This window comes from Nocardia sp. NPDC005366, from assembly GCF_040606855.1.
Classification (GTDB): Bacteria; Actinomycetota; Actinomycetes; order Mycobacteriales; family Mycobacteriaceae; genus Nocardia.
Window position 1 is genome coordinate 176,636 of record NZ_JBEXFQ010000011.1, and the last position, 23,988, is coordinate 200,623.

24 protein-coding genes are annotated in these 23,988 nt (G+C 67.6%); 18 read left to right on the plus strand and 6 right to left on the minus strand.

Annotation, left to right across the window (positions count from 1 at the left end; all coding sequences use genetic code 11):
• Positions 1-3 precede the first annotated feature (3 nt).
• Both ABZS43_RS15690 and ABZS43_RS15695 read right to left on the minus strand, forming a co-directional pair.
• Positions 4-1,212, minus strand: a complete 1,209-nt coding sequence (locus ABZS43_RS15690) for a CoA transferase (protein ID WP_355036577.1) — start codon at positions 1,210-1,212, stop codon at positions 4-6.
• Entirely contained in the window at positions 1,209-2,672 is a 1,464-nt protein-coding gene (locus tag ABZS43_RS15695) for an aldehyde dehydrogenase family protein (protein WP_355036578.1), read from the minus strand. The genes ABZS43_RS15690 and ABZS43_RS15695 overlap by 4 nt, the downstream gene beginning before the upstream one ends.
• A 300-nt stretch (positions 2,673-2,972) precedes the next feature.
• Here ABZS43_RS15695 and ABZS43_RS15700 point away from each other — a divergent pair, with 300 nt between their 5' ends.
• The 8 genes from ABZS43_RS15700 (at position 2,973) to ABZS43_RS15735 (ending at position 10,253) form a co-directional block, all read left to right on the plus strand.
• On the plus strand, positions 2,973-3,680 hold the full coding sequence (locus ABZS43_RS15700; RefSeq protein ID WP_355036579.1) for an SDR family NAD(P)-dependent oxidoreductase: 708 nt from the start codon (positions 2,973-2,975) through the stop codon (positions 3,678-3,680).
• Positions 3,681-3,756: 76 nt separating this feature from the next.
• A complete protein-coding gene (locus ABZS43_RS15705) occupies positions 3,757-3,951 on the plus strand; it encodes a ferredoxin (protein ID WP_355036580.1) in 195 nt (64 codons plus the stop codon).
• A gap of 14 nt (positions 3,952-3,965) precedes the next feature.
• The gene (locus ABZS43_RS15710; RefSeq protein WP_355036581.1) at positions 3,966-5,327 is read left to right on the plus strand and encodes a cytochrome P450; all 1,362 of its coding nucleotides are present in this window, start codon (positions 3,966-3,968) and stop codon (positions 5,325-5,327) included.
• An 82-nt stretch (positions 5,328-5,409) separates the two neighbouring features.
• Positions 5,410-7,098 (plus strand): OB-fold domain-containing protein, encoded by a 1,689-nt coding sequence (locus ABZS43_RS15715; protein WP_355036582.1) that lies wholly within the window; start codon positions 5,410-5,412, stop codon positions 7,096-7,098.
• A 15-nt stretch (positions 7,099-7,113) separates the two neighbouring features.
• A complete protein-coding gene (locus tag ABZS43_RS15720; RefSeq protein WP_355036583.1) occupies positions 7,114-8,073 on the plus strand; it encodes an alpha/beta hydrolase in 960 nt (319 codons plus the stop codon).
• A 4-nt stretch (positions 8,074-8,077) separates the two neighbouring features.
• On the plus strand, positions 8,078-8,611 hold the full coding sequence (locus tag ABZS43_RS15725) for a DoxX family protein (RefSeq protein WP_355036584.1): 534 nt from the start codon (positions 8,078-8,080) through the stop codon (positions 8,609-8,611).
• A complete protein-coding gene (locus ABZS43_RS15730; protein ID WP_355036585.1) occupies positions 8,611-9,429 on the plus strand; it encodes an NAD(P)-dependent oxidoreductase in 819 nt (272 codons plus the stop codon). The genes ABZS43_RS15725 and ABZS43_RS15730 overlap by 1 nt, the downstream gene beginning before the upstream one ends.
• A complete protein-coding gene (locus tag ABZS43_RS15735; RefSeq protein ID WP_355036586.1) occupies positions 9,426-10,253 on the plus strand; it encodes an NAD(P)-binding domain-containing protein in 828 nt (275 codons plus the stop codon). Before ABZS43_RS15730 ends, ABZS43_RS15735 begins: the two co-directional genes overlap by 4 nt.
• A gap of 34 nt (positions 10,254-10,287) precedes the next feature.
• Here ABZS43_RS15735 and ABZS43_RS15740 read toward each other — a convergent pair whose 3' ends face one another.
• Genes ABZS43_RS15740 through ABZS43_RS15750 form a run of 3 tightly spaced genes read right to left on the minus strand, consistent with a single transcriptional unit; the run spans position 10,288 to position 13,324 of the window.
• The gene (locus tag ABZS43_RS15740; protein WP_355036587.1) at positions 10,288-11,844 is read right to left on the minus strand and encodes an acyl-CoA synthetase; all 1,557 of its coding nucleotides are present in this window, start codon (positions 11,842-11,844) and stop codon (positions 10,288-10,290) included.
• On the minus strand, positions 11,841-12,029 hold the full coding sequence (locus ABZS43_RS15745; RefSeq protein WP_355036588.1) for a ferredoxin: 189 nt from the start codon (positions 12,027-12,029) through the stop codon (positions 11,841-11,843). The genes ABZS43_RS15740 and ABZS43_RS15745 overlap by 4 nt, the downstream gene beginning before the upstream one ends.
• Positions 12,026-13,324 carry a cytochrome P450 gene (locus ABZS43_RS15750; RefSeq protein WP_355036589.1) on the minus strand — a complete coding sequence of 433 codons (1,299 nt, stop codon included), beginning with the start codon at positions 13,322-13,324 and terminating at the stop codon, positions 12,026-12,028. Before ABZS43_RS15750 ends, ABZS43_RS15745 begins: the two co-directional genes overlap by 4 nt.
• A gap of 146 nt (positions 13,325-13,470) precedes the next feature.
• On the opposite strand from ABZS43_RS15750, the gene ABZS43_RS15755 reads away from it, so the two are divergent.
• Genes ABZS43_RS15755 through ABZS43_RS15770 form a run of 4 tightly spaced genes read left to right on the plus strand, consistent with a single transcriptional unit; the run spans position 13,471 to position 17,689 of the window.
• Complete coding sequence (locus ABZS43_RS15755) at positions 13,471-14,610, plus strand: acyl-CoA dehydrogenase family protein (protein WP_355036590.1); 1,140 nt, start codon at positions 13,471-13,473, stop codon at positions 14,608-14,610.
• A 33-nt stretch (positions 14,611-14,643) separates the two neighbouring features.
• Positions 14,644-15,876 (plus strand): acyl-CoA dehydrogenase family protein, encoded by a 1,233-nt coding sequence (locus ABZS43_RS15760; protein WP_355036591.1) that lies wholly within the window; start codon positions 14,644-14,646, stop codon positions 15,874-15,876.
• A 23-nt stretch (positions 15,877-15,899) separates the two neighbouring features.
• On the plus strand, positions 15,900-16,811 hold the full coding sequence (locus tag ABZS43_RS15765; protein ID WP_355036592.1) for an LLM class F420-dependent oxidoreductase: 912 nt from the start codon (positions 15,900-15,902) through the stop codon (positions 16,809-16,811).
• A complete protein-coding gene (locus ABZS43_RS15770; RefSeq protein ID WP_355036593.1) occupies positions 16,811-17,689 on the plus strand; it encodes an SDR family oxidoreductase in 879 nt (292 codons plus the stop codon). Before ABZS43_RS15765 ends, ABZS43_RS15770 begins: the two co-directional genes overlap by 1 nt.
• On the opposite strand, the gene ABZS43_RS15775 is transcribed toward ABZS43_RS15770, so the two are convergent.
• A complete protein-coding gene (locus tag ABZS43_RS15775; protein WP_355036594.1) occupies positions 17,629-18,330 on the minus strand; it encodes a TetR/AcrR family transcriptional regulator in 702 nt (233 codons plus the stop codon). The genes ABZS43_RS15770 and ABZS43_RS15775 overlap by 61 nt on opposite strands.
• 159 nt (positions 18,331-18,489) lie before the next feature.
• On the opposite strand from ABZS43_RS15775, the gene ABZS43_RS15780 reads away from it, so the two are divergent.
• The 6 genes from ABZS43_RS15780 to ABZS43_RS15805 all read left to right on the plus strand — a co-directional run bounded on the left by ABZS43_RS15780 (position 18,490) and on the right by ABZS43_RS15805 (position 23,931).
• On the plus strand, positions 18,490-19,791 hold the full coding sequence (locus ABZS43_RS15780) for an acyl-CoA dehydrogenase family protein (protein ID WP_355036606.1): 1,302 nt from the start codon (positions 18,490-18,492) through the stop codon (positions 19,789-19,791).
• The gene (locus ABZS43_RS15785) at positions 19,788-20,843 is read left to right on the plus strand and encodes a phosphotransferase family protein (RefSeq protein ID WP_355036595.1); all 1,056 of its coding nucleotides are present in this window, start codon (positions 19,788-19,790) and stop codon (positions 20,841-20,843) included. Before ABZS43_RS15780 ends, ABZS43_RS15785 begins: the two co-directional genes overlap by 4 nt.
• Positions 20,840-21,616: an enoyl-CoA hydratase-related protein gene (locus ABZS43_RS15790; protein WP_355036596.1), complete on the plus strand. Its 777-nt coding sequence runs from the start codon at positions 20,840-20,842 to the stop codon at positions 21,614-21,616. The genes ABZS43_RS15785 and ABZS43_RS15790 overlap by 4 nt, the downstream gene beginning before the upstream one ends.
• Position 21,617: 1 nt before the next feature.
• Positions 21,618-22,589, plus strand: coding sequence for an NADPH:quinone oxidoreductase family protein (locus ABZS43_RS15795; protein ID WP_355036597.1), 972 nt, complete (start codon positions 21,618-21,620; stop codon positions 22,587-22,589).
• Positions 22,590-22,660: 71 nt separating this feature from the next.
• On the plus strand, positions 22,661-23,116 hold the full coding sequence (locus ABZS43_RS15800) for a VOC family protein (RefSeq protein ID WP_355036598.1): 456 nt from the start codon (positions 22,661-22,663) through the stop codon (positions 23,114-23,116).
• Entirely contained in the window at positions 23,113-23,931 is an 819-nt protein-coding gene (locus ABZS43_RS15805) for an SDR family oxidoreductase (protein WP_355036599.1), read from the plus strand. Before ABZS43_RS15800 ends, ABZS43_RS15805 begins: the two co-directional genes overlap by 4 nt.
• The last annotated feature ends 57 nt before the right edge of the window (positions 23,932-23,988 follow it).

Below are 23,988 nucleotides of genomic sequence, written 5' to 3' on the forward strand. Positions count from 1 at the left end.
GCGCTAAGACACCGCGCCCGCGGTCTTCAACTCGATAATGCGATCCCAGTCCAAACCCAGTTCGAGCAGGACTTCCTCGGTGTGCGCCGCGAATTCGGGGCCGGGCCGCAGCTCGGGCGCGCCGACGTCGAATTGCACAGGACTGGAGACCAACTCCAATTCACCGGCGGGCAGCAGATATTCGTTCGCTCTGATCTGGGCGTCCGACCCGACCTGCAACGAATCCTGCACAGGCGCCCACGGTCCGGCGAGCGTCGCGAACCGCTCGGTCCATTCTGCCAGCGTGCGACCCTTGATCACCTCGCGCAGGATCTCCACCGCCTCGGCGGTATTCGCCGCGATCTGCGCGGCGTCGGCGAAGCGCGGGTCATCGGCCAGTTCCGGGCGATCGATGTGACGGCACACATCTGCCCAGAATTTGGCGGGCTGGAGCATCACGAACGACAGGTAACGGTCGTCGGCGGTGGCGTACAGCCCCGACAGCGGGTTGGTGGGCGCACCGTGCGCGCCCGGCACCGGCGCGACCATCGGCTGTTTCTGGTAGGCCGACAGCGCGATGGTGTGGCCGAGGGCCCACAGTCCGCTGCCGAGCAGGGAAACATCGACGACCGAGGTCTCCCCGGTGCGTTCCCGCTTCAGCAGCGCGGCGGCGATTCCGCCCGCGAGATTGGTGCCGGAGATGGTGTCACCGAACGCCGGGCCGGGCGGCTGGATCATGCCATCGGTCCCGGGCGGGGTGATGGTGGCCGCGACACCGCCGCGGCACCAGAAGGCGGTCATGTCATAACCGCCGCGGGTCGATTCGATGCCTCGGGGGCCGAGCGCACTGCCGCGCGCGTAGATGATGTTCGGATTCACCGCGCGGATATCGTCCACGTCGATGCCGAATTTGGCGCGTGCCTGCGGCAGGAAGCTGGTCAGGAAGACATCGGCCCGCTTGGCGAGCTCGTAGATGACCTCGCGGCCTTCGGCCACCGTCATATCGATGCCGATGCTGCGCTTGCCCCGATTCGCGTGCTCCACATTGGGATTCGGGTCGCCCTCGACGACGAACGCGCCCACCCGGCGCAAGCCGCGCTGCGGATCGCCGGTGACCGCGTGTTCGACCTTGATGACTTCGGCGCCCCAGTCCGACAGGACCGCGCCCGCCGACGGCACGAATCCGTACATCGCGACTTCGAGAACCCGGATACCTTCCAGCGGCTTGCTCATGCGACGACCTCGGCGAAGGTCTTCAGCTGGAGGAATTCCTCGAGACCTTGACGGCCCATCTCCCGTCCGATGCCCGACTGCTTGTAACCGCCGAACGGCGCGTCGGCGGAGAAGTAGTTCCCGCCGTTGACGCTGAAGGTGCCGGTGCGCACCCGGCGCGCCACCGCCTTGGCCCGTTCGGGATCGGCGCTCATGATCCCGCCGGACAGGCCGTAGATAGAGTTGTTCGCGATGCGAACCGCGTCGTCGTCGTCGGTGTAGGGGATGAGCGCGAGCACCGGCCCGAACACCTCCTCCTGGGCGATCTCGCTGTCGGGATCGACATTCGCCAGCAGCGTCGGCTTGTAGAAGAAGCCCGGATCCACCTTCTCGCCGCCGGTGACCAGGGTGGCGCCTGCCGCGACCGCGCGCTGCACGATGCCGTCGACCTTGTCGCGCTGACGTTCGCTGATCAGCGGGCCCATATAGGTTTTGGGATCGCGCGGGTCGCCGTAGCTGACATGAGCGAACACGCCCGCGATCATCTGCGCCACCTTGTCGTGATCGGCGGCGGGGACAAGGACGCGGGTGGTCAGCGCGCAGCCCTGCCCCGCGTGGGTGGCCACACTGAACGCCGCGAACTGGGCGGACTTCACGTAATCGGCGTCGTCGAGCAGGATCAACGCCGATTTGCCGCCGAGTTCGAGGAAGACCTTCTTCAGGGTCGCGCTCGCCGCCGCCATGATCTCGCGCCCGACCGGAGTGGATCCGGTGAAGGTGACGACGTCGACGTCCGGGTGGGTCGTCATGCGCTTGCCCACCTCGATATCGGAGGAGGTCAGGACATTGACGACGCCGGCGGGGATATCGGTTCGCGCGATGATCTCGCCGAGCGCCAGGGTGCACAGCGGGGTGTCGGGCGCGCCCTTGAGCACCACGGTGCAGCCCGCGGCCAGCGACGGAGCCAGCTTGGCCAGCGCGAGCTGATGCGGGTAGTTGTAGGCGGCGATCGCGGCGACGACGCCGGCGGCTTCCTTCTCGACCCAACGGTGATGCTGCTGGCCGCGGATTTCGATATTGCCGAGATCCTCGGTCCAGTCGTAGCTCTCGAGCAGATTCGCGTAGTAGCGCACGATTTCGAAGGGAATCTCGAGCTGATTGCCATGGGTCAGTATGCGGGTGGCGCCGACCTCGGACATGGTGAGCTCGCGCAACTCCTCGACATTGTCACGCAGCGCTTGGTACAGCTGGTTCAAGCAGTGCGCACGAAATTGGTGATTCGTCGCCCAGTCGGTGGTGTCGAAGGCCCGGCGGGCCGCGGCGACCGCCGCGTCGACCTCGGCCACTCCGGCCTCGGGCGCGTAGCCGTAGACCTCGCCCGTGGCGGGATCGAGCGAGGCGAGCGTCTGCTCCGTCTCGACCAACTGCCCGTCGATCAGTAGCCGCCGCGCAACCGCTACTGCCTTTTCCTGCGTTGACATCCCGTCTCCTCGCTGACAATGGAAATTACATTCTCGGTTATAGAGAATGTAACATTCACTAGGCGGGACTGTAGCAATAATCGCCTGCGCACAACACCCCGCGACTTCCCCATTCGACCTGGCGACTGTTCAGCACGGAGGCGACTCTTGCGAACCTGTTCCGTGCGAGAGTACGGTTCTCACATCCGGAAGGGAGATTCTTGTGTTCGACACTACACTCACCCCGGTCCCTGAATCGGCGAGGCGCGGCACCCGCGACCGTTCGCCGGGCACCATGGTCAACGGAGAGAGGTTCCAGGCGTGAAGACGGCAGTGGTCACCGGAGGCGCGTCCGGAATCGGATTGGGCATCGCGGAGCGGTTGCGCAGCGACGGATTCCACGTTGCCACGCTGGATCTGAACCCGCCCGCCGAAGACGATTACGCCTTCAGGGCCGATGTCACCGACCCCGACCAGATCGCCGAGGCGCTGACCGCCATCCGGGCCAAGCTGGGGCCGGTCACCGTTCTCGTGAATTCCGCGGGTCTGGACGGATTCAAGCGATTCCAGAACATCACCTTCGCCGAATGGCAGCGCGTCATCGACGTCAACCTGAACGGCGTCTTCCATTGCGTCCAGGCGGTGCTGCCGGACATGCTCGAGGCGGGATGGGGACGTATCGTCAACATCTCCTCGTCGAGCACGCATTCGGGCCAGCCGTTCATGTCGCACTATGTCTCCGCCAAATCCGCGGTCAACGGACTCACCAAGGCGTTGGCGCTGGAACTGGGACCGTCGGGTATCACCGTCAACGCGGTGCCGCCGGGCTTCATCGACACCCCGATGCTGCGCAAGAACGAAGAGGCTCGCCGTCTCGGCGGGACCGTCGAGGATCACATCCAGCGCACTCCGGTCCGCCGTGTCGGCACGCCCGCCGATATCGCCGCCGCCTGCGCGTTCCTGATCTCCGATGAGGCCGGCTACATCACCGGACAGATCCTCGGCGTCAACGGCGGACGCAACACCTAGACACCACGACCCCGGCCCGCCCCACCGGGTGTGGACGGTGCAGCCCGACACAGCAAGACGGAAAAGGAAGAACACCGTGAAGGTCCACGTCGATCAGCAACGCTGCCAGGGGCATACGCTGTGCGCGATGATCGCCCCTAAATCGTTCGTACTCAGCGATATCGATGGGCACTCGTCCCCGGTCAGCGAATCCGTTCCCGAGGAATACCAGGAGCAGGTGCGCGAGGCCGCGCATTCCTGCCCCGAGCGCGCGATCTCGATCGCCGAGTAGAGCGGGGATTCGCTATGACAGTGGAGAACAGCAGCATCGAGACCGACCGGAAACAGCCTCGGTTCCACTTCGATCGCTTCGCGCCCGAATATCGGGAGAGTTTCCAGGCGATCACCGAGGAAATGCAGAGCGAATGCCCTCTGGCCTGGAGCGACACCTACAACGGACACTGGGTCGCCGCGGGTAATAAAGAGGTATTCGAACTCGCCCGCTGCCCGCACGTATCCAACGATCACGACGTGCAGGGCGTCCGCAAGGGCTACAAGGGCATCTCCATCCCGACGGCGGAGCGCGCGAGTGGCGTGCGCGGCGGCATTCTGGAGATGGACGAACCCGAACACCGGGAACTGCGTTCCGCGCTCAACCCGTACCTCTCCCCCGCTGCCGTCAACCGGTGGATTCCCTTCGTGGACGAGGTGGTACGCGCGGCGATCGACGAGAAGATCGAAAGCGGCCGTATCGATTTCGTCGACGAACTCGCGAATATCATCCCGGCCGTGCTGACCCTCGGCCTGCTCGGCGTGCCGCTGAAGAAGTGGACGATCTACAACGAACCCGTGCACGCGGCGGTGTACACACCGCCGAATTCGCCCGATGCCCCCCGAGTCGCCGAGATGCACCGGCAGCTGGGTATCGACCTGCTGGTCAACCTGGCCGAGATCAGGGAGAACCCCCGTCCCGGGCTCATCCACGCGGTCGACTCGGCGCGGGTCAACGGCGAGAAACTGCCGGATATGGAAATCCTCGGCATGCTCAGCCTGCTGATCGGCGGCGGATTCGACACCACCACCGCGCTCACCGCGCACGCGCTGGAATGGCTGTCGGAGAACCCGGCCGAACGCGAGAACCTCAGCAGGGACCGCGATCTGCTGCTCGACTCGGCGACCGAGGAATTCCTGCGCTACTACTGTCCCGCCCCCGGTGACGGACGCACCATCGCCGAGGACTGCGAGGTCGCGGGCGCGTCCTTCAAGGAGGGCGACCGGGTGTGGCTGTCGTGGGCGATGGCCAACCGCGACCCCTCGGTGTTCCAGGATCCGCAGGAGGTGATCCTGGACCGGAAGGGCAACAGGCACTACGCCTTCGGTCTCGGCGTCCACCGCTGCATCGGTTCCAACATGGCCCGCACGGTCTTCAAGCGGATGCTCATCGCGGTGCTGGACCGGATGCCCGATTTCCGGTGCATCCCCGAGGAGACGGTGCACTACGACACCATCGCGGTGATCCAGGGCATGCGGCATCTGCCCGCCGAGTTCACCCCGGGCCCTCGGCTCGGCGCCGGACTCGAGGAGACCCTGGAGAAGCTGCAGATCATCTGCGATGAGCAGCGGCTCGCCGAACCGGTGACCGTCAACAAGAACATCGCGGAAATCTGACCGGACGACAACCGAAAGACCCGCCGCGCGTGGCTGATCCGGCCACGCGCGGCTACCGGCTGCGACGATACGAGGAGGCGCGGTGGCAGACGCTGCGAAGACACCCCCGGCGAAGGCCGAGCCGTCGGGGCGGCCACTGCCGCTGCTGACCCTGGACACCGAGTTCTTCTGGACCTCGGGCGCCGACGGCATCCTGCGCATCACCGAATGCCACTCCTGCGCGGCCCTCATCCATCCGCCGCAGCCGATCTGCCGCTACTGCCGCGGACACGACCTCGGCATCCGCGAGGTCTCCGGACAGGCCACCCTGGCGAGTTTCACGGTGAATCATCGCTTCGCCCTGCCCGGCCTGCCGCCGCCGTACGTGGTGGCCCAGGTCGCGCTGGTCGAGGACTCGCGAGTTCGGTTGACCACCAACATCATCGACGCCGATCCCGATGACCTGGTGCTCGGGATGCGGGTGGAGGTCGTCTTCCAGCAGGACGCCGATGTCTGGCTGCCGCTGTTCCGGCCGGTGGCCGACCAGCCCGAACCCGCGCCGCTGCCGGTGGACGAGATCGCCCCCGAACGCTTCGGCGAATATGTGCGCCCGATGGTGCGGCAGGAGAAATTCGAGGACAAGGTCGCGCTGACCGGTATCGGAATGTCGCGGATCGGACGCCGATTGATGGTGCCGCCGCTGGAATTGACGGTGGAGGCCTGCGAGCGCGCCGTCGCCGACGCGGGTCTGACCCTCGACGATATCGACGGCATCTCGTCCTATCCGGGCGGCGGCAATGTCGGCGGATTCGGCGAAGGCGGCGTCACCGCGTTGGAAGCCGCGCTCGGATTGCGTCCGAGCTGGCACAACGGCGGTATCGAGACATTCGGTCCGAGCGGTTCGGTGATCGCCGCGATGGTAGCGGTGTCGGCGGGACTCGCCAAGCACGTGCTGTGCTTCCGCACCGTGTGGGAATCCACGTTCAGCGAATTGACGAAGGCGGGTCGCATTCCGCCCTCGGGTGGGCGAACCACCAGTTGGATGATGCCGTTCGGGGCCATCTCGGCGGCGCACACCCTCGCGCAGAACGCCCAGCGGCATTTCCATCGCTACGGCACCACCCGCGAGACGCTGGGCTGGATCGCGCTCAATCAGCGCGCCAACGCCGAACTAGAGCCGACCGCGGTCTACCGCGATCCGATGACCATGGACGACTATCTCGGGGCCCGCTCCATCACCACCCCGTTCGGACTCTTCGACTGCGACGTGCCGTGCGACGGCGCGGTGGCCGTCATCGTCTCGGCGGTCGATGCGGCGCGCGACCTGCCGAAGCCGCCGGTGCTGGTGGAGGCCGTCGGCACCCAGATCATCGAGCGCATCGAATGGGATCAGAGCACGCTCACCCACGAACCGCAGGTACTCGGCCCGGCCGCGCACCTGTGGACCAGGACCACCATGCGCCCGGCCGATGTCGACGTGGCCGAACTCTACGACGGGTTCAGCTTCAACTGCCTGTCCTGGATCGAGGCGCTCGGCTTCTGCGGTATCGGCGAGGCCAAGGATTTCCTCGACGGCGGCAAGAATATCGCCCGCGACGGCACGATTCCGGTCAATACCCACGGCGGCCAGCTGTCCCACGGACGCACGCACGGTATGGGATTGCTGCACGAAGCGATCGTCCAATTGCGTGGCGCGGCGGGCCCGCGCCAGGTCGAAGGGGCCAGGGTCGCCGTGGTCGCGACCGGCGGACTGACCCCCGGCGGGGCGATGCTGCTCCGGACCGATTCCTGATCGCGTGCGCGCCCCATGACACTCACCGAATCCGAACTACTTCCGATGGACGATCCCGCCCCGCTACCGGTGGTCACCGAGGTCGACGGCATCCCGGTCTCGGGTCTGCTGGCCGAGGCGAGCGCTCCGCGCGCGGTACTGGTCGCCCTGCACGGCGGCGCGACCACCTCGGCGTATTTCGATTGCCCAGGGCATCACGAACTCTCACTGCTGCGTCTCGGGCAACGGCTGGGGTATACCGTCCTCGCCCTCGACCGGCCCGGCTACGGCAGTTCCGCGCCCTTCGCCGATCGACTCGCACCCCCGCGCCGGCGCGTCGATCTCATGTACGGCGCTGTCGACTCGCTGCTGAAGGACCACCCCCACGGCGCGGGCATATTCCTGATGGCGCATTCGGCCGGATGCGAACTCGCGCTGCGGATGGCGAGCGACGACCGCGGGGCCGACCTGCTCGGCCTGGAGATGGCCGGCACCGGGCGCACGCATCACCCGGAGGCGCAGGAGGTGCTGTGGTCGCCGAGACCGGCGGGCACCAGGCCCGCCGGTCTACGCGGGCTGCTGTGGAATCCGCAGCGGCTGTATCCGCCGGAACTCGTCGGCGGCACGTCCATCGTGGTACCTGGGCCCAAACTCGAGGCCTCGACCATCGAGAATTGGGCCGAGCACGATTTCCCGCACCTGGCCGCGCGGGTGCGAATCCCGGTGCGCTACACCGCCGCCGAATACGAAGCGGTGTGGCGAAACGATCCGGAGGAAGTCGCGGGAATCGGCGCGCTGTTCACCGCCGCGCCGCGGGTCGTGCTCAATATGCAACCCAATACCGGGCACAACGCGAGCCTCGGCTACACGGCGGCGGCGTACCACCTGAAGGTGCTTTCCTTCGTGGAGGAGTGCGTGGTGGCCGCGAGTACCGGAGAATTCACCGGACCGACAATGCAATTCGATGGCGGCGCGCAGGCGCGGCCAGGGAGGTGAGGTAATGGAGGTCACCGATATCGCCCCGGCGCTGCTGCGGCTGGTCGTGGGTGTCACGATGATCGCGCACGGCGCGAATCACTGGATAGGCGGAGGCAAGATCGCCGGAACGGCCCGCTGGTTCGGCGGGCTCGGGCTGCGCAACGGCGTATTGCAGGCTTGGCTGAGCGTCATCACCGAAATCGGCGCGGGCGCACTGCTGATCGTCGGGCTGCTCACGCCGTTCGCGTCCGCCGCGGTGATTTCGGTGATGCTCGTCGCCGGACTTCTCGCGCACCGCAAGAACGGCTTCTTCGTCTTCAAGGAGGGCTACGAATACGTCCTCGTGCTGGCGGCAGTCGCCTTGGCACTAGGTCTTTCCGGGCCGGGTTGGCTGTCGCTGGATCATGCCGCGGGCATCGAGATCACCGGCTTGGCCGGTGGCGCGGTGGCTCTCGGGGTCGGCGTGCTCGGCACCGCCGGATTGCTGGCCGTATTCTACCGACCCGCTCCCGCCGCGAGCGCCGCACCGGAACCCGCTACCGAGGAGGCGCACTGATGCGCGTCGGATTCATCGGATTGGGCAGCCAGGGCGGCCCGATGGCACGCCGGATCATCGAGGCGGGCCATCCGACCACACTGTGGGCGCGGCGGCCCGCGTCCCTCGAGCCGTTCGCCGATACGGCGGCGGCGACGGCCGACTCCCCCGCGGCGCTGGCCGCGAACAGCGATCTGGTCTGTCTGTGCGTCGTCGGCGATGCCGATGTCCGCGAAGTGGTCACCGGCGAGAAAGGTGTGCTGGCCGGGATCGCGCCCGGCTCGATCATCGCCGTGCACTCCACCGTGCATCCCGACACCTGCCGCGAGCTGGCGAAAACAGCCGCGGCACAGGGCGTCGAGCTGATCGACGCCCCCGTCAGCGGCGGCGGGCCCGGCGCGGCGGCGGGCACGCTGCTCGTGATGGTCGGCGGCTCCGCCGAAGCCGTCGAGCGCAGCCGCCCGATTTTCGAATCCTATGCCGACCCCATCGTGCACCTCGGTGAGGTCGGGGCCGGACAGGTCACCAAACTGCTCAACAATCTGCTGTTCACGGCGAATCTCGCGACGTCGAAAAGCACGCTGGCGCTGGGCACATCGCTCGGTCTCAGCCAGGAACGCCTCGGCCAGGTCATTTCCCACGGCACCGCGAACAGTTTCGCGCTCGGCCGTATCGTGGACGCGGGCGGCACCCTGGACCGGCTCGCCGCGCACGCGGGCGATCTGCTCCGCAAGGATGTCTCCCTGGTCGCCGAACTGGCCGCCGCGGCGGGCGTCACCCCGGGAATCGTGCTCGACGCCGCGGACGCCACTCTCGGTCTGATGGACCGTTCGCGTTGAAGGAGATAGCTGGTATGCGAGTCGGATTCGTAGGCGCGGGGCGGATGGGCCGCCCGATGATCGAACGTCTGGTGCGAGCCGGACACACCGTGCGCGCCGTCGGCCGATCCGCCGAAACCCGTGCCGCGCTGGCCGAGACCGGCGCCGAACCTGTCGCGTCGGTGAGCGCGGCCGCCGCGGGCGCGGACGCCGTCGTCGTCTGTGTTTTCACCGATGACCAGGTCCGCGAGGTGTGCCTGGATGGTCCGCTGCTGCGCGACCTGCCGCGCGGCGCCGTGCTGATCGTGCACACCACCGGCAGTCCCGCCACCGTGACCGCGATCGCGGCGGCGGCCGAGGAATACGGTGTGACCGTCGTGGACGCTCCGGTGAGCGGCGGGCCGCACAATATCGCGGCGGGCAAGTTGACGGTATTCCTCGGCGGATCAGAGGATGCCGTGGCGCGCGCGAGAGAGGTGGTGTGCGCCTATGCCGATCCGGCGGTGCATGTCGGCGGGCTCGGGTCGGGGCAGCGCGTCAAACTCGTCAACAACGCGTTGTTCGCGGCGCAGATCGGCCTGGTCGCCGACGCGGTGCGCCTCGGCGATCAATTGGGGCTCGACGAGGCGACGCTGCTCGAGGCGCTCCCGCACGCGAGCAGCAGCGGTCGCGCTCTGCTCAGCGTCGCGAGTAAGGGTGCGGTGCAGGAGTTCCGGGCCTCGGTCGGCGAATTCCTCGGCAAGGATGTCGCCGTGGCCAGGGCGCTGGTCGCCGAACTCGGCGGTGATCTCGGCATTCTGGAGGCGGCCATCGACGCGGGTGTACCCGCGCCCGATCCGGCCTGACCCGAGGGTCGCCTTCTCCGGGCGCGGGTTCCGCTCAGATGACGCGGGATTCGCGCCCTTCCCAATAGCGCTCGCGCAGTAGCCTTTTGTACAGTTTGCCGTTGGGATCGCGCGGCAGTTCGGTCACGAAATCGACCGTGCGCGGGCATTTGTAGGATGCCAGTTCCGCACGGCAGAATTCGATCAGCTCCGCGGCGAGGCAATCCTCGGCCTGAGCCGGATCTACCAGTTGGACAACCGCTTTCACCGCCTCGCCCATCTCCTCGTCCGGAACGCCGAGTACCGCGACGTCGGCGACGGCCGAATGGCCCGCCAGCACGTTCTCCGCTTCCTGCGGGTAGATGTTCACCCCGCCGGAGATGATCATGTGGGCCTTGCGGTCGGTGAGATACAGGTAGCCGTCCTCGTCGAGGTAACCCATATCGCCGATGGTGCGCCAGCCCGCGGGGTGGGCGGCGTCCGCGGTCGCGCTCGGATTGTTGTGGTATTCGAACGGCCTGCCGCCACCGAAATGGACGACGCCGACGACGCCGGGCCCCACCTCGACTCCGTCGTCCCCGACGATATGACATTCCTGCATCGGCTTGCCCACCGAGCCCGGATGGCTCAGCCAATCCAGGGCGCCGATATAGGTGGTGCCGATATCCTCTGTGCCCGAGTAGTACTCGCTGATGATCGGACCCCACCACTCGATCATCCGATGCTTCACCGCCACCGGGCACGGCGCGGCCGAATGCACCACGTCCACCAGGCTCGAATGATCGAAACGGGCCCGCCGCTCGGGCGGCAGGCGCAGCATTCGCACGAACATCGTCGGCACCATCTGCGTGTGGGTGACGCGGTAGCGCTCGATCAGGTCGAGACACTGCTCCGGGTCGAAGCGTTCCATCACGATGACGGTCGCGCCGAGCCGCTGCCACGACATCGAGAACACCAGCGGCGCGCCGTGATACAGCGGCGCCGGGGAAAGGTACACACCGTCGCCGGTGGCCCCGCTGATCAGCAGCCCGCGCGCGATCTGGACGGGCGCGGCGGTGGGATCGCCGAGCGCGGTCGCGGGCAATGTCTTGCGAACCCCTTTGGGCCGCCCGGTGGTCCCCGACGAGTAGAGCATCTCGCGGCCCTCGCACTCGTCGGCGAGCGGCCCGGAGGGTTCGGCGGCGAGAATATCGTCGTAGTGCTCGAAACCCGGCAACTCACCGTCGACGGTGATGCGTACCGGGATATCGGACAGATCGAGTCCGGCCACGACCTCGGCCATGGCGGCGCTGGTCACCAACGCGGTCGCACCGCTGTCGGCCAGGATGTACTGGACCTCGGCGGGCCGCAGGTGCCGGTTGACAGCGGTGTAGTAGAGCCCGGAACGCTGTGCGGCCCAGGCTATTTCCAGATACGCGCGGGTGTTCTCCAGCAGGATGGCGATATGGCCGCCGACGCCGAGCCCTCGGTCGCGCAGGGCAGTGGCGAATCGCAGTGAGCGATCCTCCAATTGGGCGTAGGTGACCGTCTCACCACTGCTCGCCATCACGAGCGCGACCCGATCCGGGGATCGGGTCGCGTGCCACCCGAGTGTCGCCTCCGCGACGGTCATTCGACCTCGATCGCCCGCTCGGGACAGTTCTGCACTGCCTCCCGTACCGAGTCCTCGTGGTGAGCGGGCACTTCATCGACGAGCACCTCGGCGTAGCCGTCGTCGTTGATGGCGAACACCTCGCCGCACAGCACCGTGCAGATACCGTGTCCGCGGCAGCGCTCGTCGTCGATGGAGACCTTCATCGAGCTTCGCCCTCGGCGACATCGATGTCGAGGTACAGCTCGTTGAGCCCGCGCAGGATGAACGTCGGCAGGTAGGAGAACTTGCGCGCGTCGGCCGGGCCGTGCTTCTTCTCGTTGATCCGCAGATCGGCGGTGCGCTGCAGCAGTCGCTCGATGGCCACACGCGCCTCGGCGCGGGCCAGCGGAGCGCCGGGGCAGCTGTGCACACCGCGACCGAAGGCCACGTGCGCACGAGCGTTGGAACGGCCGGCGTCGAAGGTCGTCGGGTCGTCGAAGCGTCGCGGATCGCGGTTGGCGGCGGCGTTGACCACCATCATGACGCTGCCCTGCGACACCTCGGTCCCACCGACCTCGGTGTTCACCTTCGCGAGCCGGAAGTCGCCCTTGACCGGGCTCTCCATCCGCAGCGACTCCTCGATGAAGTTCTGGATGCGGCTGTGGTCTTCGCGCAGGTACTGCTGGATATCGGGGCGTTCGGCCAGTGTGCGCAGCGCGGAGCTGAGCAGTCGGACCGTCGTCTCCTGCCCCGCGGAGAACAGATTGGCGGCCACGCGCACCACATCCATGACCTCGGGCGTGCTGCCGTCGGGGAAGGTCGTGGTCGCCATGCTGGTCAGCACGTCGTTACGCGGGTTGGCCCGGCGATCCTCGATGTAGCCCGAGAACCGCGTGTAGAGGAATTCGATCGGGCTGTGCGACAGGTCCGCGCCGTCGGTGCTGCCGACCGCGCCGCGAGAATGCTTCTCGCGCTGCAACTTCTGCAGGAATTCCTCTTGGTCGTCGGTGGGGACGCCGAGCAGGTCGGCGATCACGTAGAGGGTGAAGGGCCCCGCGAAATCCCGGATGATGTCGGCGTCCTCCATCACGAGGAATTCGTCGAGCAACCGGTCGGCGATGGCCCACATCGCCTCCTCGTTCTCCTTGAGGCGCTTGGGGGTGATCAATCGCATCAGCAGGGCGCGGTGCGCGGTGTGGGTCGGCGGATCCATCGTCGGCAGCTGATCGCTCATGGGCAGCTTGTCGCGGTGTTCGGCGATCAACTCGTCGACGTTCTCGGCGCCCTCGAGCGAGACCGGGAAGCCGGGGAAGGGACCGGTGACCGAGATGCACGAGGAGAAACGTTCGACGTCGTTGTAGACCTCTAGCGCTTCCTCGTAGCCGGTCACCATCATCACGTCGTGATGGTTCTCCCTGGTCACCGGGCATTGCTCGCGCAGCGAGTCGAAGTACGGGTACGGATCGTCGACCAGCTCCTGTCCGAGGAAGAAGTCCAGATCCTGGAAGTTGTTCACCACTCGACGGTTCCCTTCGACGCTCCGGCCAGCGCGCACACTCGAGGGCGACGCTGCCAGTTGACTTCCATGATTGAGAATAAGGCTCTCATCTGTGAATATGAGATTTCCATATTCACAGCTCCGCGTCAACCAGAGGACCGGCAATCATGCCCAATGACCCCACCGCGGATCAGCGGTTTTTCCAGTCGACCACCCGCGACTTCCTCGCCGACACCGTCCCGATCGGCACCGTCCGCGCCCTTGGCGAATCCGGCGTAGGCTTCGACAGGGATTGGTGGCGGCGGGCCTGCGAACTCGGCTGGACCGCGATGTTCGTACCCGAAAGCCTCGGTGGTGGAACAGTTTCCGGCCGAGCGATGACGGAACTGGCCCTGGTGGCCGATGAACTGGGCCGTGCCTGCGCGCCCGGCCCCTTCATCACCACCAACGCGGTACTCGCCGGACTGGTTCCGGTCGCGGACCGGCTCTCCGAGACGGTCACCGCCGTGCAGAGCGGCGAGACCGTCGTGGCATGGGCGGTCTACGAACCGAGTCGCGGCTTCGAGGCGCTCGCGGGCCGGGCGACAGGGACACGCGCCGAGGCCGAGGGCGACGGCTACCGACTGACCGGCGTCAAAGACCGTGTCGAGGCGGGCGATCAGGCGGACCTGTTCCTGGTGACCGCGCAGAGTTCCGATGGCCCGGTCCAACTGCTGGTCCGCGCCGACGCCCCCGGCGTGACGGTGACCCCGGCGTGGACGCTCGACCTGGTGCGGCGCACCGCGCGGGTGTCGTTCGACGATGTCGCCGTCTCCGCCGACGCGGTGGTCAACGTCGGCGCGGAGGCCGCCGAGGCGATCCGGACACAGGCGCTCACCGCGGCGGCGCTCACCGCCGCCGAAGTGGTCGGCGCGACCGACCGCCCCTTCGACGCGACGCTGGCCTGGCTGTCCGACCGCTACACCTTCGGCAGGCCGCTGTCGTCCTACCAGGCGCTCAAACACCGTATGGCCGACAACAAGACCTGGCTGGAGGCCTGCCGTGCGACGGCGACCGCCGCCGCCGCGGCCTGGGACGACGAGGCGAGCACCGCGGCCGAGACGATCAGCATCGCGAAATCCTATGTCGGGGCGAAGGCTCCGGTCATCGCCCAGGACTGCGTGCAGCTGCACGGCGGCATCGGCGTCACCTGGGAACACGACCTGCACCTCTACCTGCGTCGCATCACCCTCGGCAGCGCCCTGTACGGCACCCCGGAGGAGCACCGGCGCCACATCGCAGACCTGCTCGACACCGCGGCCGCCTGAGCCGTACCGAATCTCCAGGAAGGCACCGCCATCATGACGACTGAGCTCGAATCCGTCTCCGATTTCCGCGAACGCGCGCGAATCTGGCTGCGGGACAATATGCCGCCCGCGACCGCGTCGTCGGAACTCAAAGCCGATTCCGAGGAGGCGTGGGATCGAGCCCGACAGCTCCAGCGCATCCTCTACGACGGCGGTTTCGCCGGTATCTGCTTCCCGTCCGAATACGGCGGCCTCGGTCTGACCCCCGCCCACCAGAAGGCCTTCACCAAGGAATCCGTCGGCTACGAGCTGCCGCTGATCCTCAATGTGCCGACACTCGCCATCTGCGCGGCGACACTGGTCGATATCGGCACCGACGAGCAGAAGCGCGCCCACCTGCCCGCCGTGCTGAAGGGTGAGGAGGTCCTCGTCCAATTCCTCTCCGAGCCCAACGGCGGATCGGATCTCGCCGGACTGACCACCCGCGCCGAACGCGACGGCGACCGGTGGCTTCTCAACGGCTCCAAGATCTGGAGTTCGGGCGCCTACGCCGCCGACTACGGCCTGTGCCTGGCCCGCACCAACTGGGATGTGCCCAAACATCGTGGACTCACGCTCTTCCTGGTTCCGGTGCACGCGCCCGGGGTGACGATCCAGCGGATCAAGCAGGTGACCGGGTCGACCGAGTTCTGCCAGGAATTCTTCGACGATGTCTCCCTGCCCCTCGAGGCCGTACTCGGCGAGGTGGACGCGGGCTGGGAGGCCGCCTCCCGGCTGCTCAACCACGAGCGGGCCGCGCTCGGCGGCACCTCCCCCTACATCAGCGGCGCGACCCCGCATATGGGCGCCGAGGCGGTGTCGCTGGTCGAACTCGCGAAGGCAACCGGTCAGTGGGAGGACTCGCGGGTGCGCGAGGATATCGGCGAGGCGCGGGCCATGAATGTGGTGCGCGACCAGCTCATCGCCCACGTCACGCGGTCGATCATCAGTGGTGCGCTGCCGCCGTCGGCGGGATCCATCACCCGGTTGTTCAGTGCCGAGAACGCCTGTCTGCAAACGGATATGGCGGTGCGCATCGCGGGTTCCATCGCGGCGACGCAGGCACCTGGCGATCCGGTCGACACCGAGAAGGTCGGGCTGGACTACCTGTTCCGCGCGGCGTGGAGCCTGGCCGGAGGCAGTACCGAGATGGCGCGCAATGTCATCAGCGAGCGGGTGCTCGGCATGCCCCGCGAATACGCCGCCGACCGCGACGTCCCGTTCAACCAGGTCAAACGCGGCCGATGACCGAGACGAGCGAGAGGTAGTCAATGCGTTTCATATTCCACTATCCGGAAACAGCCGGATACGAGGGCGATCTGCTCGACGCCGGACCACTGTCGGAGGTCGCCGCGGCGGTCGAACGGCATGGGTTCGACGGCATTTCGCTGAGTGAGCATCCCGCGCCGGGAGCCCGCTGGCTCGCCTCGGGAGGACACCAGACTCTCGATCCGTTCATCGCCCTCGCCTTCGCCGCCGCCGCCACCGAACGGCTGCGGCTCATCACCTATCTCACGGTGGCCCCGTACCGCAATCCGATGCTGCTGGCGAAAACGGCGGCCTCCCTGGACAAACTCTCGGGCGGCCGGGTGACTCTCGGACTCGGCACCGGCTACCAGAAAAGCGAATTCCACGCCCTCGGTGTCGATTTCGACGAGCGCAACGTCCTGTTCGACGAGGCGCTCGACGTGCTGCCCCAGCATTGGAGCGGCGAGCCGTTCAGCTATACCGGCACCCATTTCAGCGCGCGCGACGTGGTGGCGAAACCGCGGCCGGTGCAGCAGCCGATCCCCATCTGGATCGGCGGCAATTCCGCGCTCAGCCGTCGTCGCGTGGCCCAACGCGCGCAGGGCTGGATCCCGATGAGCGGAGGCGCGGAACTGAGCACCACCGCGCGCACCCCGGCGCTCGGCCCCGTGGCCGAACTCGCCCGCAAGATCGCCGAGGTCAGGGCGCAGGCCGAAGCCGCAGGGCGCACCGAACATATCGACGTGGTGTACTCCTACAACGACGAGGGCATCACCCGACCCACGGTCGACGCGGACCGGCACGCCGCGGCGCTGGCCGAACTCGCCGAGATCGGGGTCGACTGGATCGTGATATCGAGCCGGACCCGCGAGTACACGGCGACGATGGACTTCCTGGAAGCCTTCGGGTCCACCTACCTGGCGCGAGCCCGGTGATGGGCTGGTTCGAGCAGCGGGCTGGTCTGGACGGCACGGTCGCGCTCGTCACCGGCGGCGCGGGCGGTCTCGGCCAGGCGATCGTCACCGATCTGGCCGCCAACGGCGTGCGGGTCGCGGTGCTCGACGCCGACGCCGACGCGGCGCGGGCGCTGGGACAGGTCATGCGCGAGCGCGGCCACGATGTCCTGATCGAAATCGGCGACGCCAGGGACCCCGACGTCCTCGCCGCGGTGTTCGACGCGGTGGACACGCGCTGGGGGCGGCTGGACACCCTCGTCAACGTGGTCGGCGGGACCTACCGCGCGCCGTTCACCGAGACGAACGCCAAGGGCTGGGACGCCGTGGTGCGCACCAATCTCACGCATGTGCTGCACGCCTGCTCACTGGCGGTGCCGCGCATGCGCGCTGGCGGGCGCGGCGGCAGCATCGTGAACGTCACCACGATCGAAGCGCACCGGGCGGCACCGGGTTTCGCGGTGTACGCGGCGGCCAAGGCGGCGGTGGAACATTTCGCCCGCACCCTCGCCGTCGAGGTCGCCCCCGACGGGATCCGGGTCAACAATGTCGCACCCGACTACGTTCCGACACCGAATCTGATGCGTTTCACCCACGCCGACGGCGCGCTGAACGATCCGGTGGGCGTCCGGGTCGCCATTCCGATGGGCCGGGTCGGTGAAGTCACCGATATCTCGAACAGCGTGGTGTTCCTCGCCTCGGCGCTCTCGTCCTACATCACCGGGTCGACGCTGCATCCAGACGGCGGCACGAAGGCGTCGGCGGGCTGGTTCAACTGGCCGGAACAGGGCTGGGCCAATCACGCGCCGCTCGACCTGCTGCGCGGCGCGACGAGCGCGGCGGGCGAAGTCCCGGCCTGACCCGGGGTCAGTGCCCGCAGGCAGAAATCGGTGATCCGGTCCACATCGTGCTCGGTGGGACCGGATCGCTGCCGCAACAGGTCGGCCAGGGTGCCGATGGCGACATGGGCGATCAGCGCCGCATCCGAATCGGGTGCGGCGCTTCCCAATTCGGCGAGCGTGTCGCGCAACAGGGTGGAGAGCGCACTGCCCACGACCCCCGGCCCCGCTTCCAACGCGAGGCCGGGGCCCGCCGCGTTCCACAGCACGGCCAGTGTCGCCGCCGCGGTCTGTTCGTCGGCCTGGGCCAGAATCGCCGCCACCCAGCGGCGCACGCGCAGGCGCGGATCCGACTCCTTGCCCATCTGGTGGCCCGCATAGCGCGCCAGCCGCTCGGAGCCGTCCTCGAGCAGTGCGGCGACCAGCGCGTCCTTGGATGGGAAATGCCGGTAGAAGGCGTCGTTGGACAGGCCGGCCGCCGCGACGATATCGGCGACCCGCGGCCGGGCGGCGACCCCGCCCGCGGTCATCACCGACAGCGCCGCGTCGAGCAGACGCCGTATCTCCTCGGCGTAATCGGCGCGGCGCTTGGCCAGTGCGCGCCGAGCGATCCTGGTCGCCACGTCATCGGCCCGCGCCGGGTCATCGACTAGATCTGGCACCGCGTTCTCCTTCACAAGAATATTGTTCTCGAGTGACTTCGCCAGCGCAAATGCTGATGTCAGCTGCGGAAATCCCACGACCGACGGGTGAGCCGATCATAACTAAGAATTGCATTCTGGATCAGGAGAAGCTTATTCTTCATGGCGAGAGGAGATGCCATGGCATGGGATTTCGAAACCGACTCCGAGTACCAGGCGAAGCTGGACTGGGCGGAGGAGTTCGTCCGCGAAGAGGTCGAACCACTCGACCTCGTCTGGCCGCACGAGCAATTCGTGCCCCTGGACGGAGGACGACGCAAGGCGATCGATCCGCTGAAAGAGCGTGTCCGCGAACAAGGTCTGTGGGCGACCCATCTCGGCCCCGATCTGGGCGGTCAGGGCCACGGGCAGGTGAAACTGGCCCTGCTCAACGAGATTCTCGGCCGCTCGTCATGGGCGCCGATCGTCTTCGGCTGTCAAGCGCCCGACACCGGCAACGCGGAGATCATCGCGCACTACGGGACACCCGAGCAGAAGGAGCGCTACCTGCGCCCGCTGCTGGACGGTGAACTCTTCTCCTGCTACTCGATGACCGAACCGCAGGCGGGCGCCGACCCGACGCAATTCCGCACCGCGGCGGTACGCGACGGCGACGACTGGATCATCAACGGCTGGAAGTTCTTCTCGTCCAACGCGAGAACCGCCTCGTTCCTGATCGTCATGGCGATCACCGACCCGGACGTCAGCCCGTACAAGGGCATGTCGATGTTCCTGGTGCCCAGCGACACCCCCGGCATCGAGATCGTCCGCGACGTCGGCCTCTACGGCGAGCCGGAGGGCGAGGGACAGCACGCGCTGATCCACTACAACAACGTGCGGGTACCGAATTCGGGCCTGCTCGGCGGCGCGGGACAGGCCTTCGCCATCGCGCAGACCCGCCTGGGCGGCGGGCGCATCCACCACGCCATGCGCACCATCGGACTGGCCCGCAAGGCGATCGACATGATGTGCGAACGCGCGCTGAGCCGCCAGACGGCGGGCAGCAGGCTCGCCGACAAGCAGTTCGTCCAGGGCTATATCGCCGACTCGTACGCGCAATTGCAGCAGTTCCGGCTGTTCGTGCTCTACACCGCGTGGGAGATCGACAAGCACAACGACTACAAGAAGGTCCGCAAGGATATCGCCGCGGTGAAGGTCGTGATGCCGACCGTGCTCCACGATATCGCCTGGCGGTCGATGCAGATCCACGGTGCGCTCGGCACGACCAACGAACTGCCGCTGTTCCGGATGATCCACGGCGCGGCCGTCATGGGCCTGGCCGACGGACCCACCGAGGTGCACAAGACCACCGTCGCCAAACAGGTGCTGCGCGACCACAAGGCGACCGAGGACACCTGGCCGACCGAATGGATTCCGCGCCAGCGCGAGGCCGCCATGGCCAAGTACGCCGAATTCCTTGAACACGAAGTAGGAAACCGATGACCAGCGACGCAGTAACGGAGACCGGGTCGGCCCTCGACGTCACCCGCCTCGCCGCCTGGATGGACCAGGCGGGACTTCCCGACGCCAAGGGCCCGCTCGAGATCGGGCTGCTCTCCGGCGGCACCCAGAACGAGATCTACGAGATCCGTCACGGCGATCACCGCAGCGTGCTGCGCATTCCGCCCAAGGCCGCCCCCGCCGACCGCGACAAGGGCATCCTGCGCGAATGGCGCATCATCGAGGCGCTCGACGGCTCCGAGGTGCCCCACACCAAGGCCGTCGCGGTCTGCACCGACCCGTCGGTGCTCGGGCGCACCTTCTATCTGATGGGCTTCGTCGACGGCTGGTCGCCGATGCAGCACAAGAAGACCTGGCCCGCGCCGTTCGACACCGACCCCGTCGCCCGCGCGGATCTGGCCTATCAGCTCGCCGAGGGCATCGCGCTGCTATCCAAGGTCGACTGGAAGGCCCGCGGCCTCGAGGATCTGGGCAGGCCAGACGGTTTCCACGAACGTCAGGTGGCGCGCTGGACCGGATTCTTCGAGCGCATCAAGGGTCGCGAACTCGAGGGTATGGAGACCGCGACGGCCTGGCTGCGCGAGCACCGGCCGCTGGATTTCATCCCCGGCATCATGCACGGCGACTACCAGTTCGCCAATGTCATGTACCACCACGGCGCACCCGCGCGGCTCTCGGCCATCGTCGACTGGGAGATGGGAACGGTCGGCGACCCCAAGCTCGACCTCGCCTGGATGTTGCAGGGCTGGCCCGCCGATACCTCCGCCCCCGAGGCGGCGACCTCGAGTTACGTCGATCTGAGCGGCATGCCCTCGCGCGAGCAGTTGATCGACCACTACGCGAAGGTGTCGGGCCGTCAGGTCGATGACCTCGACTACTACCTGGTCCTGGCCAAGTGGAAGCTCGCGATCGTGCTGGAACAGGGGTTCCAGCGCGCGGGCGACGACATCAAACTGCAGTCCTTCGGCTCGATCGTTCCCGAGCTCATGCGCTCGGCCGCCGAGCTCGCCGAGTCGAGTGGGTACCGAGGATGACCGATACGGCGGAATACCAGCTCGAACGGCACGGCGCCGTCTCGGTGGTCCGGTTGAACCGGCCCGAGGCTCGCAACGCGCTGACGGTGCCGATGATGCAGGGTATCGGCGCGGCGGCGCTCGCTGCCGAGAACGATCCCGAGATCCGCGCGCTGCTGCTCACCGGCGCCGGTGACCGCGCGTTCTGCTCCGGCATGGATCTGCGCGCGTTCTCCTCCGGCGCGTCCTTCTCCGACGAGGACCGCGATACGGCCGCGTACCTTCGTCTGGCCCGCGGACGACTCACCGTCCCCGTGGTCGGCGCGGCCAATGGTTCCGCGATCGGCGGCGGTCTGGAACTGCTGCTCGGCGCTGATGTGCTCATCGCCTCCGAGGACGCGAAATTCGCGTTCCCCGAGGTGAAACGCGGGCTGATCCCCGGCGGCGGCGGCACGTTCATCGGCAGCAGGATTCCGATGAATATCGCGCTGGAGATGACGCTGACCGGCGATCCGATCACCGCGGCCCGCGGCTACGAGATCGGCCTCGTCAATGCCGTGGTGCCCGCGGATCAGGTGTTCGCGACCGCGCTCGACTACGCGCAGCGGATCGCCGCCAACGCGCCACTGGGCCTGGCCGCCTGCAAGGAACTCGTCCGGTTGGCCGTCGACGACGCGGCCGAGGCCGACAAGCGGCTGTCGCAATGGCAGGGCAAGGTCTTCACCAGCAACGACGCGAAAGAGGGCGCGATGGCGTTCCTGGAGAAGCGCACGCCGGTGTGGCAGGGCCGCTGAGATGCGCGCGGCCGTCTGCCCGGCCTACGGACCGCCCGAGTCGGTCGAGATCCGCACGCTGCCCGCGCCCGAACCGGCCGCCGACCAGGTCCTGGTCCGGGTCGGTTCGGCCGCGGTCAACTTTCCCGATGTGCTGCTGATCGCCGATCGCTACCAGATCAGCGTCCCGCCGCCGTTCGTTCCCGGTAGCGAATTCGCCGGGACGGTCATCGAAATCGGCAACGCGGTCACCGATCTCGCGATCGGTGACCGCGTCACCGGCACCGGGCTCTACGGGGCCTTCGCCGAACAGATCGCGGTCGCGGCGAATAAGGTGACCCGGATTCCGGACGGGGTGGATCTGCCCACCGCGGCGGCCTTCGGGGTCGCCTATCGCACCGCGTATCACACGCTGCGGTCCGTGGCCCGCGTCGGCGAGGGCGATCGGGTGATCGTCCTCGGCGCGGGCGGCGGGGTCGGGCTGGCCGCTGTGCAACTGGCCGTGCAACTCGGCGCAGAGGTGACCGCGGTCGCCTCATCGCCGGAAAAGCTCATGGCCGCAAAGCAATACGGTGCGGCGCACCTCGTCGATCGCACGGCCGGTGATGTGCGCGCGGCGTTGCGCGAGGCGCTGCCCGACGGCGCGAACGCCGTTGTCGACCCGGTCGGCGGCGATCTGTCCGAACCCGCGCTGCGTTCGCTGGCGCGCGGCGGACGTTTCGTCACCGTCGGTTACGCCTCGGGTGTCATCCCCGACATCCCGCTGAATCTGGTGCTCATCAAGGGCGTCCATGTGCTCGGATTCCAGTTCCACGATCTCGATCCGGCCGAATATCGCCGCAACGAGGACGAATTGGGCGCCATGTTGACCGAGGGCCGGGTCCGGCCGCATATCGGGGCCGAGTATCCGCTCGCGGAGGTGGGCGCCGCACTGCGCGAGGTCGCCGACGGTCGCGCGGTCGGCAAGATCCTGGTCGATCTGTCCACTGACTGAAAGGAGAGGGCCATCAACAACACTGACGCCCATCTCGTTCGCCACCGTCGACCCCGTCGGGCGGTGACGCGATGATCCGGGCAGAGGATCAATTCCATCTCGGTATCGTCGCTGACGATTTCGAGGCCACCGTGGCCGAGTTGTCGACCGTCTTCGGGTACCGGTGGGGCCCGCAGGTCGGCGGATCCATCGAGGTCACGACACCGGCGGGCGCGACCGTCGTGGATCTGGCGTGCACGTACTCGGTGACCGTCCCGCGCCTCGAGGTCGTCCGATCCATTCCTGGAACGCTCTGGGAGCCCGCGGGCGGCGGGATCCACCACCTCGGCTACTGGTCCGACGACGTGGCCGCCGATGCCGCGGAACTGCTCGAGAACGGCTATGTCAGCGAGGTGACGCGCGATCTGCCCAACGGCATGGCGCAATTCGCCTTCCTGCGCGGCCCGACGGGTATCAGGATCGAACTTGTCAATCGGCTGACGGAGCCGGGACTGTCCGGCTGCTGGGCCTCGGAAGGAACTGCATGACCACCGTGGGAATTGTCACCGGCGCCGGTCGCGGCATGGGACTGGCCTGCGCCCAACGGCTTTCGACCATGGTCGACGTGCTGCTGGTCGCCGATCTGGACAAGGACACCATCGCGACGGCGGCCGAAACCCTCACGGCGTCGGGGACCGCGACCATCGAACCGGTCGTCGTCGATATCTCCGACGCGGAGGGCGTCGCCGGTCTGGCCGCGCGGGTCGCCGAACTCGGCACCCTGCGGGCCGTGGCCCATGTCGCGGGCATCTCCCCCACCATGGCCGACTGGCGACGGATCTTCACCGTCGACCTGATCGGCACCGCCCTGCTGGCGCGCGAGTTGCGGCCGCTGGTCACCACGGGGACCGCCACGGTGTGTTTCGCGTCGATGGCGCCGATACTCGCGGGTTTGTCCGCCGACGAGACCGTGGCCGCGATCCTGGACGATCCGCTCGACGAGAATTTCCTCGACGCGTTGCGCGAGGCGCTCGGACCCGCGATCGAGGATCCGGGCGCGGCCTACTCCTGGGCGAAATACGGTGTGCAGCGGTTCGTCCGGCGCGAGGCGGTGCGTATCGGCCCCAGCGGAGGCCGGATCTGCTCGGTATCACCGGGCATGATCGACACCCCGCAGGGCCGCCAGGAGGCGCAGCAGCACGCCAGTATGGAGGCGCTCGTCGCTCGGACTCCGGTCGGGCGCACCGGAAGGCCGGAGGAACTCGCGGCGGTGGTCGCCTTCGCGCTCTCGGACGAAGCGAGTTTCCTCAGCGGGGTCGATCTGCTCGTGGACGGCGGCGTCTGCGCCGCGGTTCGCGGCTGACCACCGCCCGTATCCCGAGGCCGTACCCCGAAGCTGAGCGCCGCGCCGCCGAACCCG

Excerpts from the sequence above, each read along its gene's own strand:
- ABZS43_RS15690 (WP_355036577.1), bottom strand. The coding sequence starts at position 1,212 with ATGAGCAAGCCGCTGGAAGGTATCCGGGTTCTCGAAGTCGCGATGTAC.
- ABZS43_RS15695 (WP_355036578.1), bottom strand. The coding sequence starts at position 2,672 with ATGTCAACGCAGGAAAAGGCAGTAGCGGTTGCGCGGCGGCTACTGATC.
- ABZS43_RS15710 (WP_355036581.1), top strand. The coding sequence starts at position 3,966 with ATGACAGTGGAGAACAGCAGCATCGAGACCGACCGGAAACAGCCTCGG.
- ABZS43_RS15720 (WP_355036583.1), top strand. The coding sequence starts at position 7,114 with ATGACACTCACCGAATCCGAACTACTTCCGATGGACGATCCCGCCCCG.
- ABZS43_RS15725 (WP_355036584.1), top strand. The coding sequence starts at position 8,078 with ATGGAGGTCACCGATATCGCCCCGGCGCTGCTGCGGCTGGTCGTGGGT.
- ABZS43_RS15730 (WP_355036585.1), top strand. The coding sequence starts at position 8,611 with ATGCGCGTCGGATTCATCGGATTGGGCAGCCAGGGCGGCCCGATGGCA.
- ABZS43_RS15740 (WP_355036587.1), bottom strand. The coding sequence starts at position 11,844 with ATGACCGTCGCGGAGGCGACACTCGGGTGGCACGCGACCCGATCCCCG.
- ABZS43_RS15745 (WP_355036588.1), bottom strand. The coding sequence starts at position 12,029 with ATGAAGGTCTCCATCGACGACGAGCGCTGCCGCGGACACGGTATCTGC.
- ABZS43_RS15755 (WP_355036590.1), top strand. The coding sequence starts at position 13,471 with ATGCCCAATGACCCCACCGCGGATCAGCGGTTTTTCCAGTCGACCACC.
- ABZS43_RS15760 (WP_355036591.1), top strand. The coding sequence starts at position 14,644 with ATGACGACTGAGCTCGAATCCGTCTCCGATTTCCGCGAACGCGCGCGA.
- ABZS43_RS15765 (WP_355036592.1), top strand. The coding sequence starts at position 15,900 with ATGCGTTTCATATTCCACTATCCGGAAACAGCCGGATACGAGGGCGAT.
- ABZS43_RS15770 (WP_355036593.1), top strand. The coding sequence starts at position 16,811 with ATGGGCTGGTTCGAGCAGCGGGCTGGTCTGGACGGCACGGTCGCGCTC.
- ABZS43_RS15780 (WP_355036606.1), top strand. The coding sequence starts at position 18,490 with ATGGCATGGGATTTCGAAACCGACTCCGAGTACCAGGCGAAGCTGGAC.
- ABZS43_RS15785 (WP_355036595.1), top strand. The coding sequence starts at position 19,788 with ATGACCAGCGACGCAGTAACGGAGACCGGGTCGGCCCTCGACGTCACC.
- ABZS43_RS15790 (WP_355036596.1), top strand. The coding sequence starts at position 20,840 with ATGACCGATACGGCGGAATACCAGCTCGAACGGCACGGCGCCGTCTCG.
- ABZS43_RS15795 (WP_355036597.1), top strand. The coding sequence starts at position 21,618 with ATGCGCGCGGCCGTCTGCCCGGCCTACGGACCGCCCGAGTCGGTCGAG.
- ABZS43_RS15800 (WP_355036598.1), top strand. The coding sequence starts at position 22,661 with ATGATCCGGGCAGAGGATCAATTCCATCTCGGTATCGTCGCTGACGAT.
- ABZS43_RS15805 (WP_355036599.1), top strand. The coding sequence starts at position 23,113 with ATGACCACCGTGGGAATTGTCACCGGCGCCGGTCGCGGCATGGGACTG.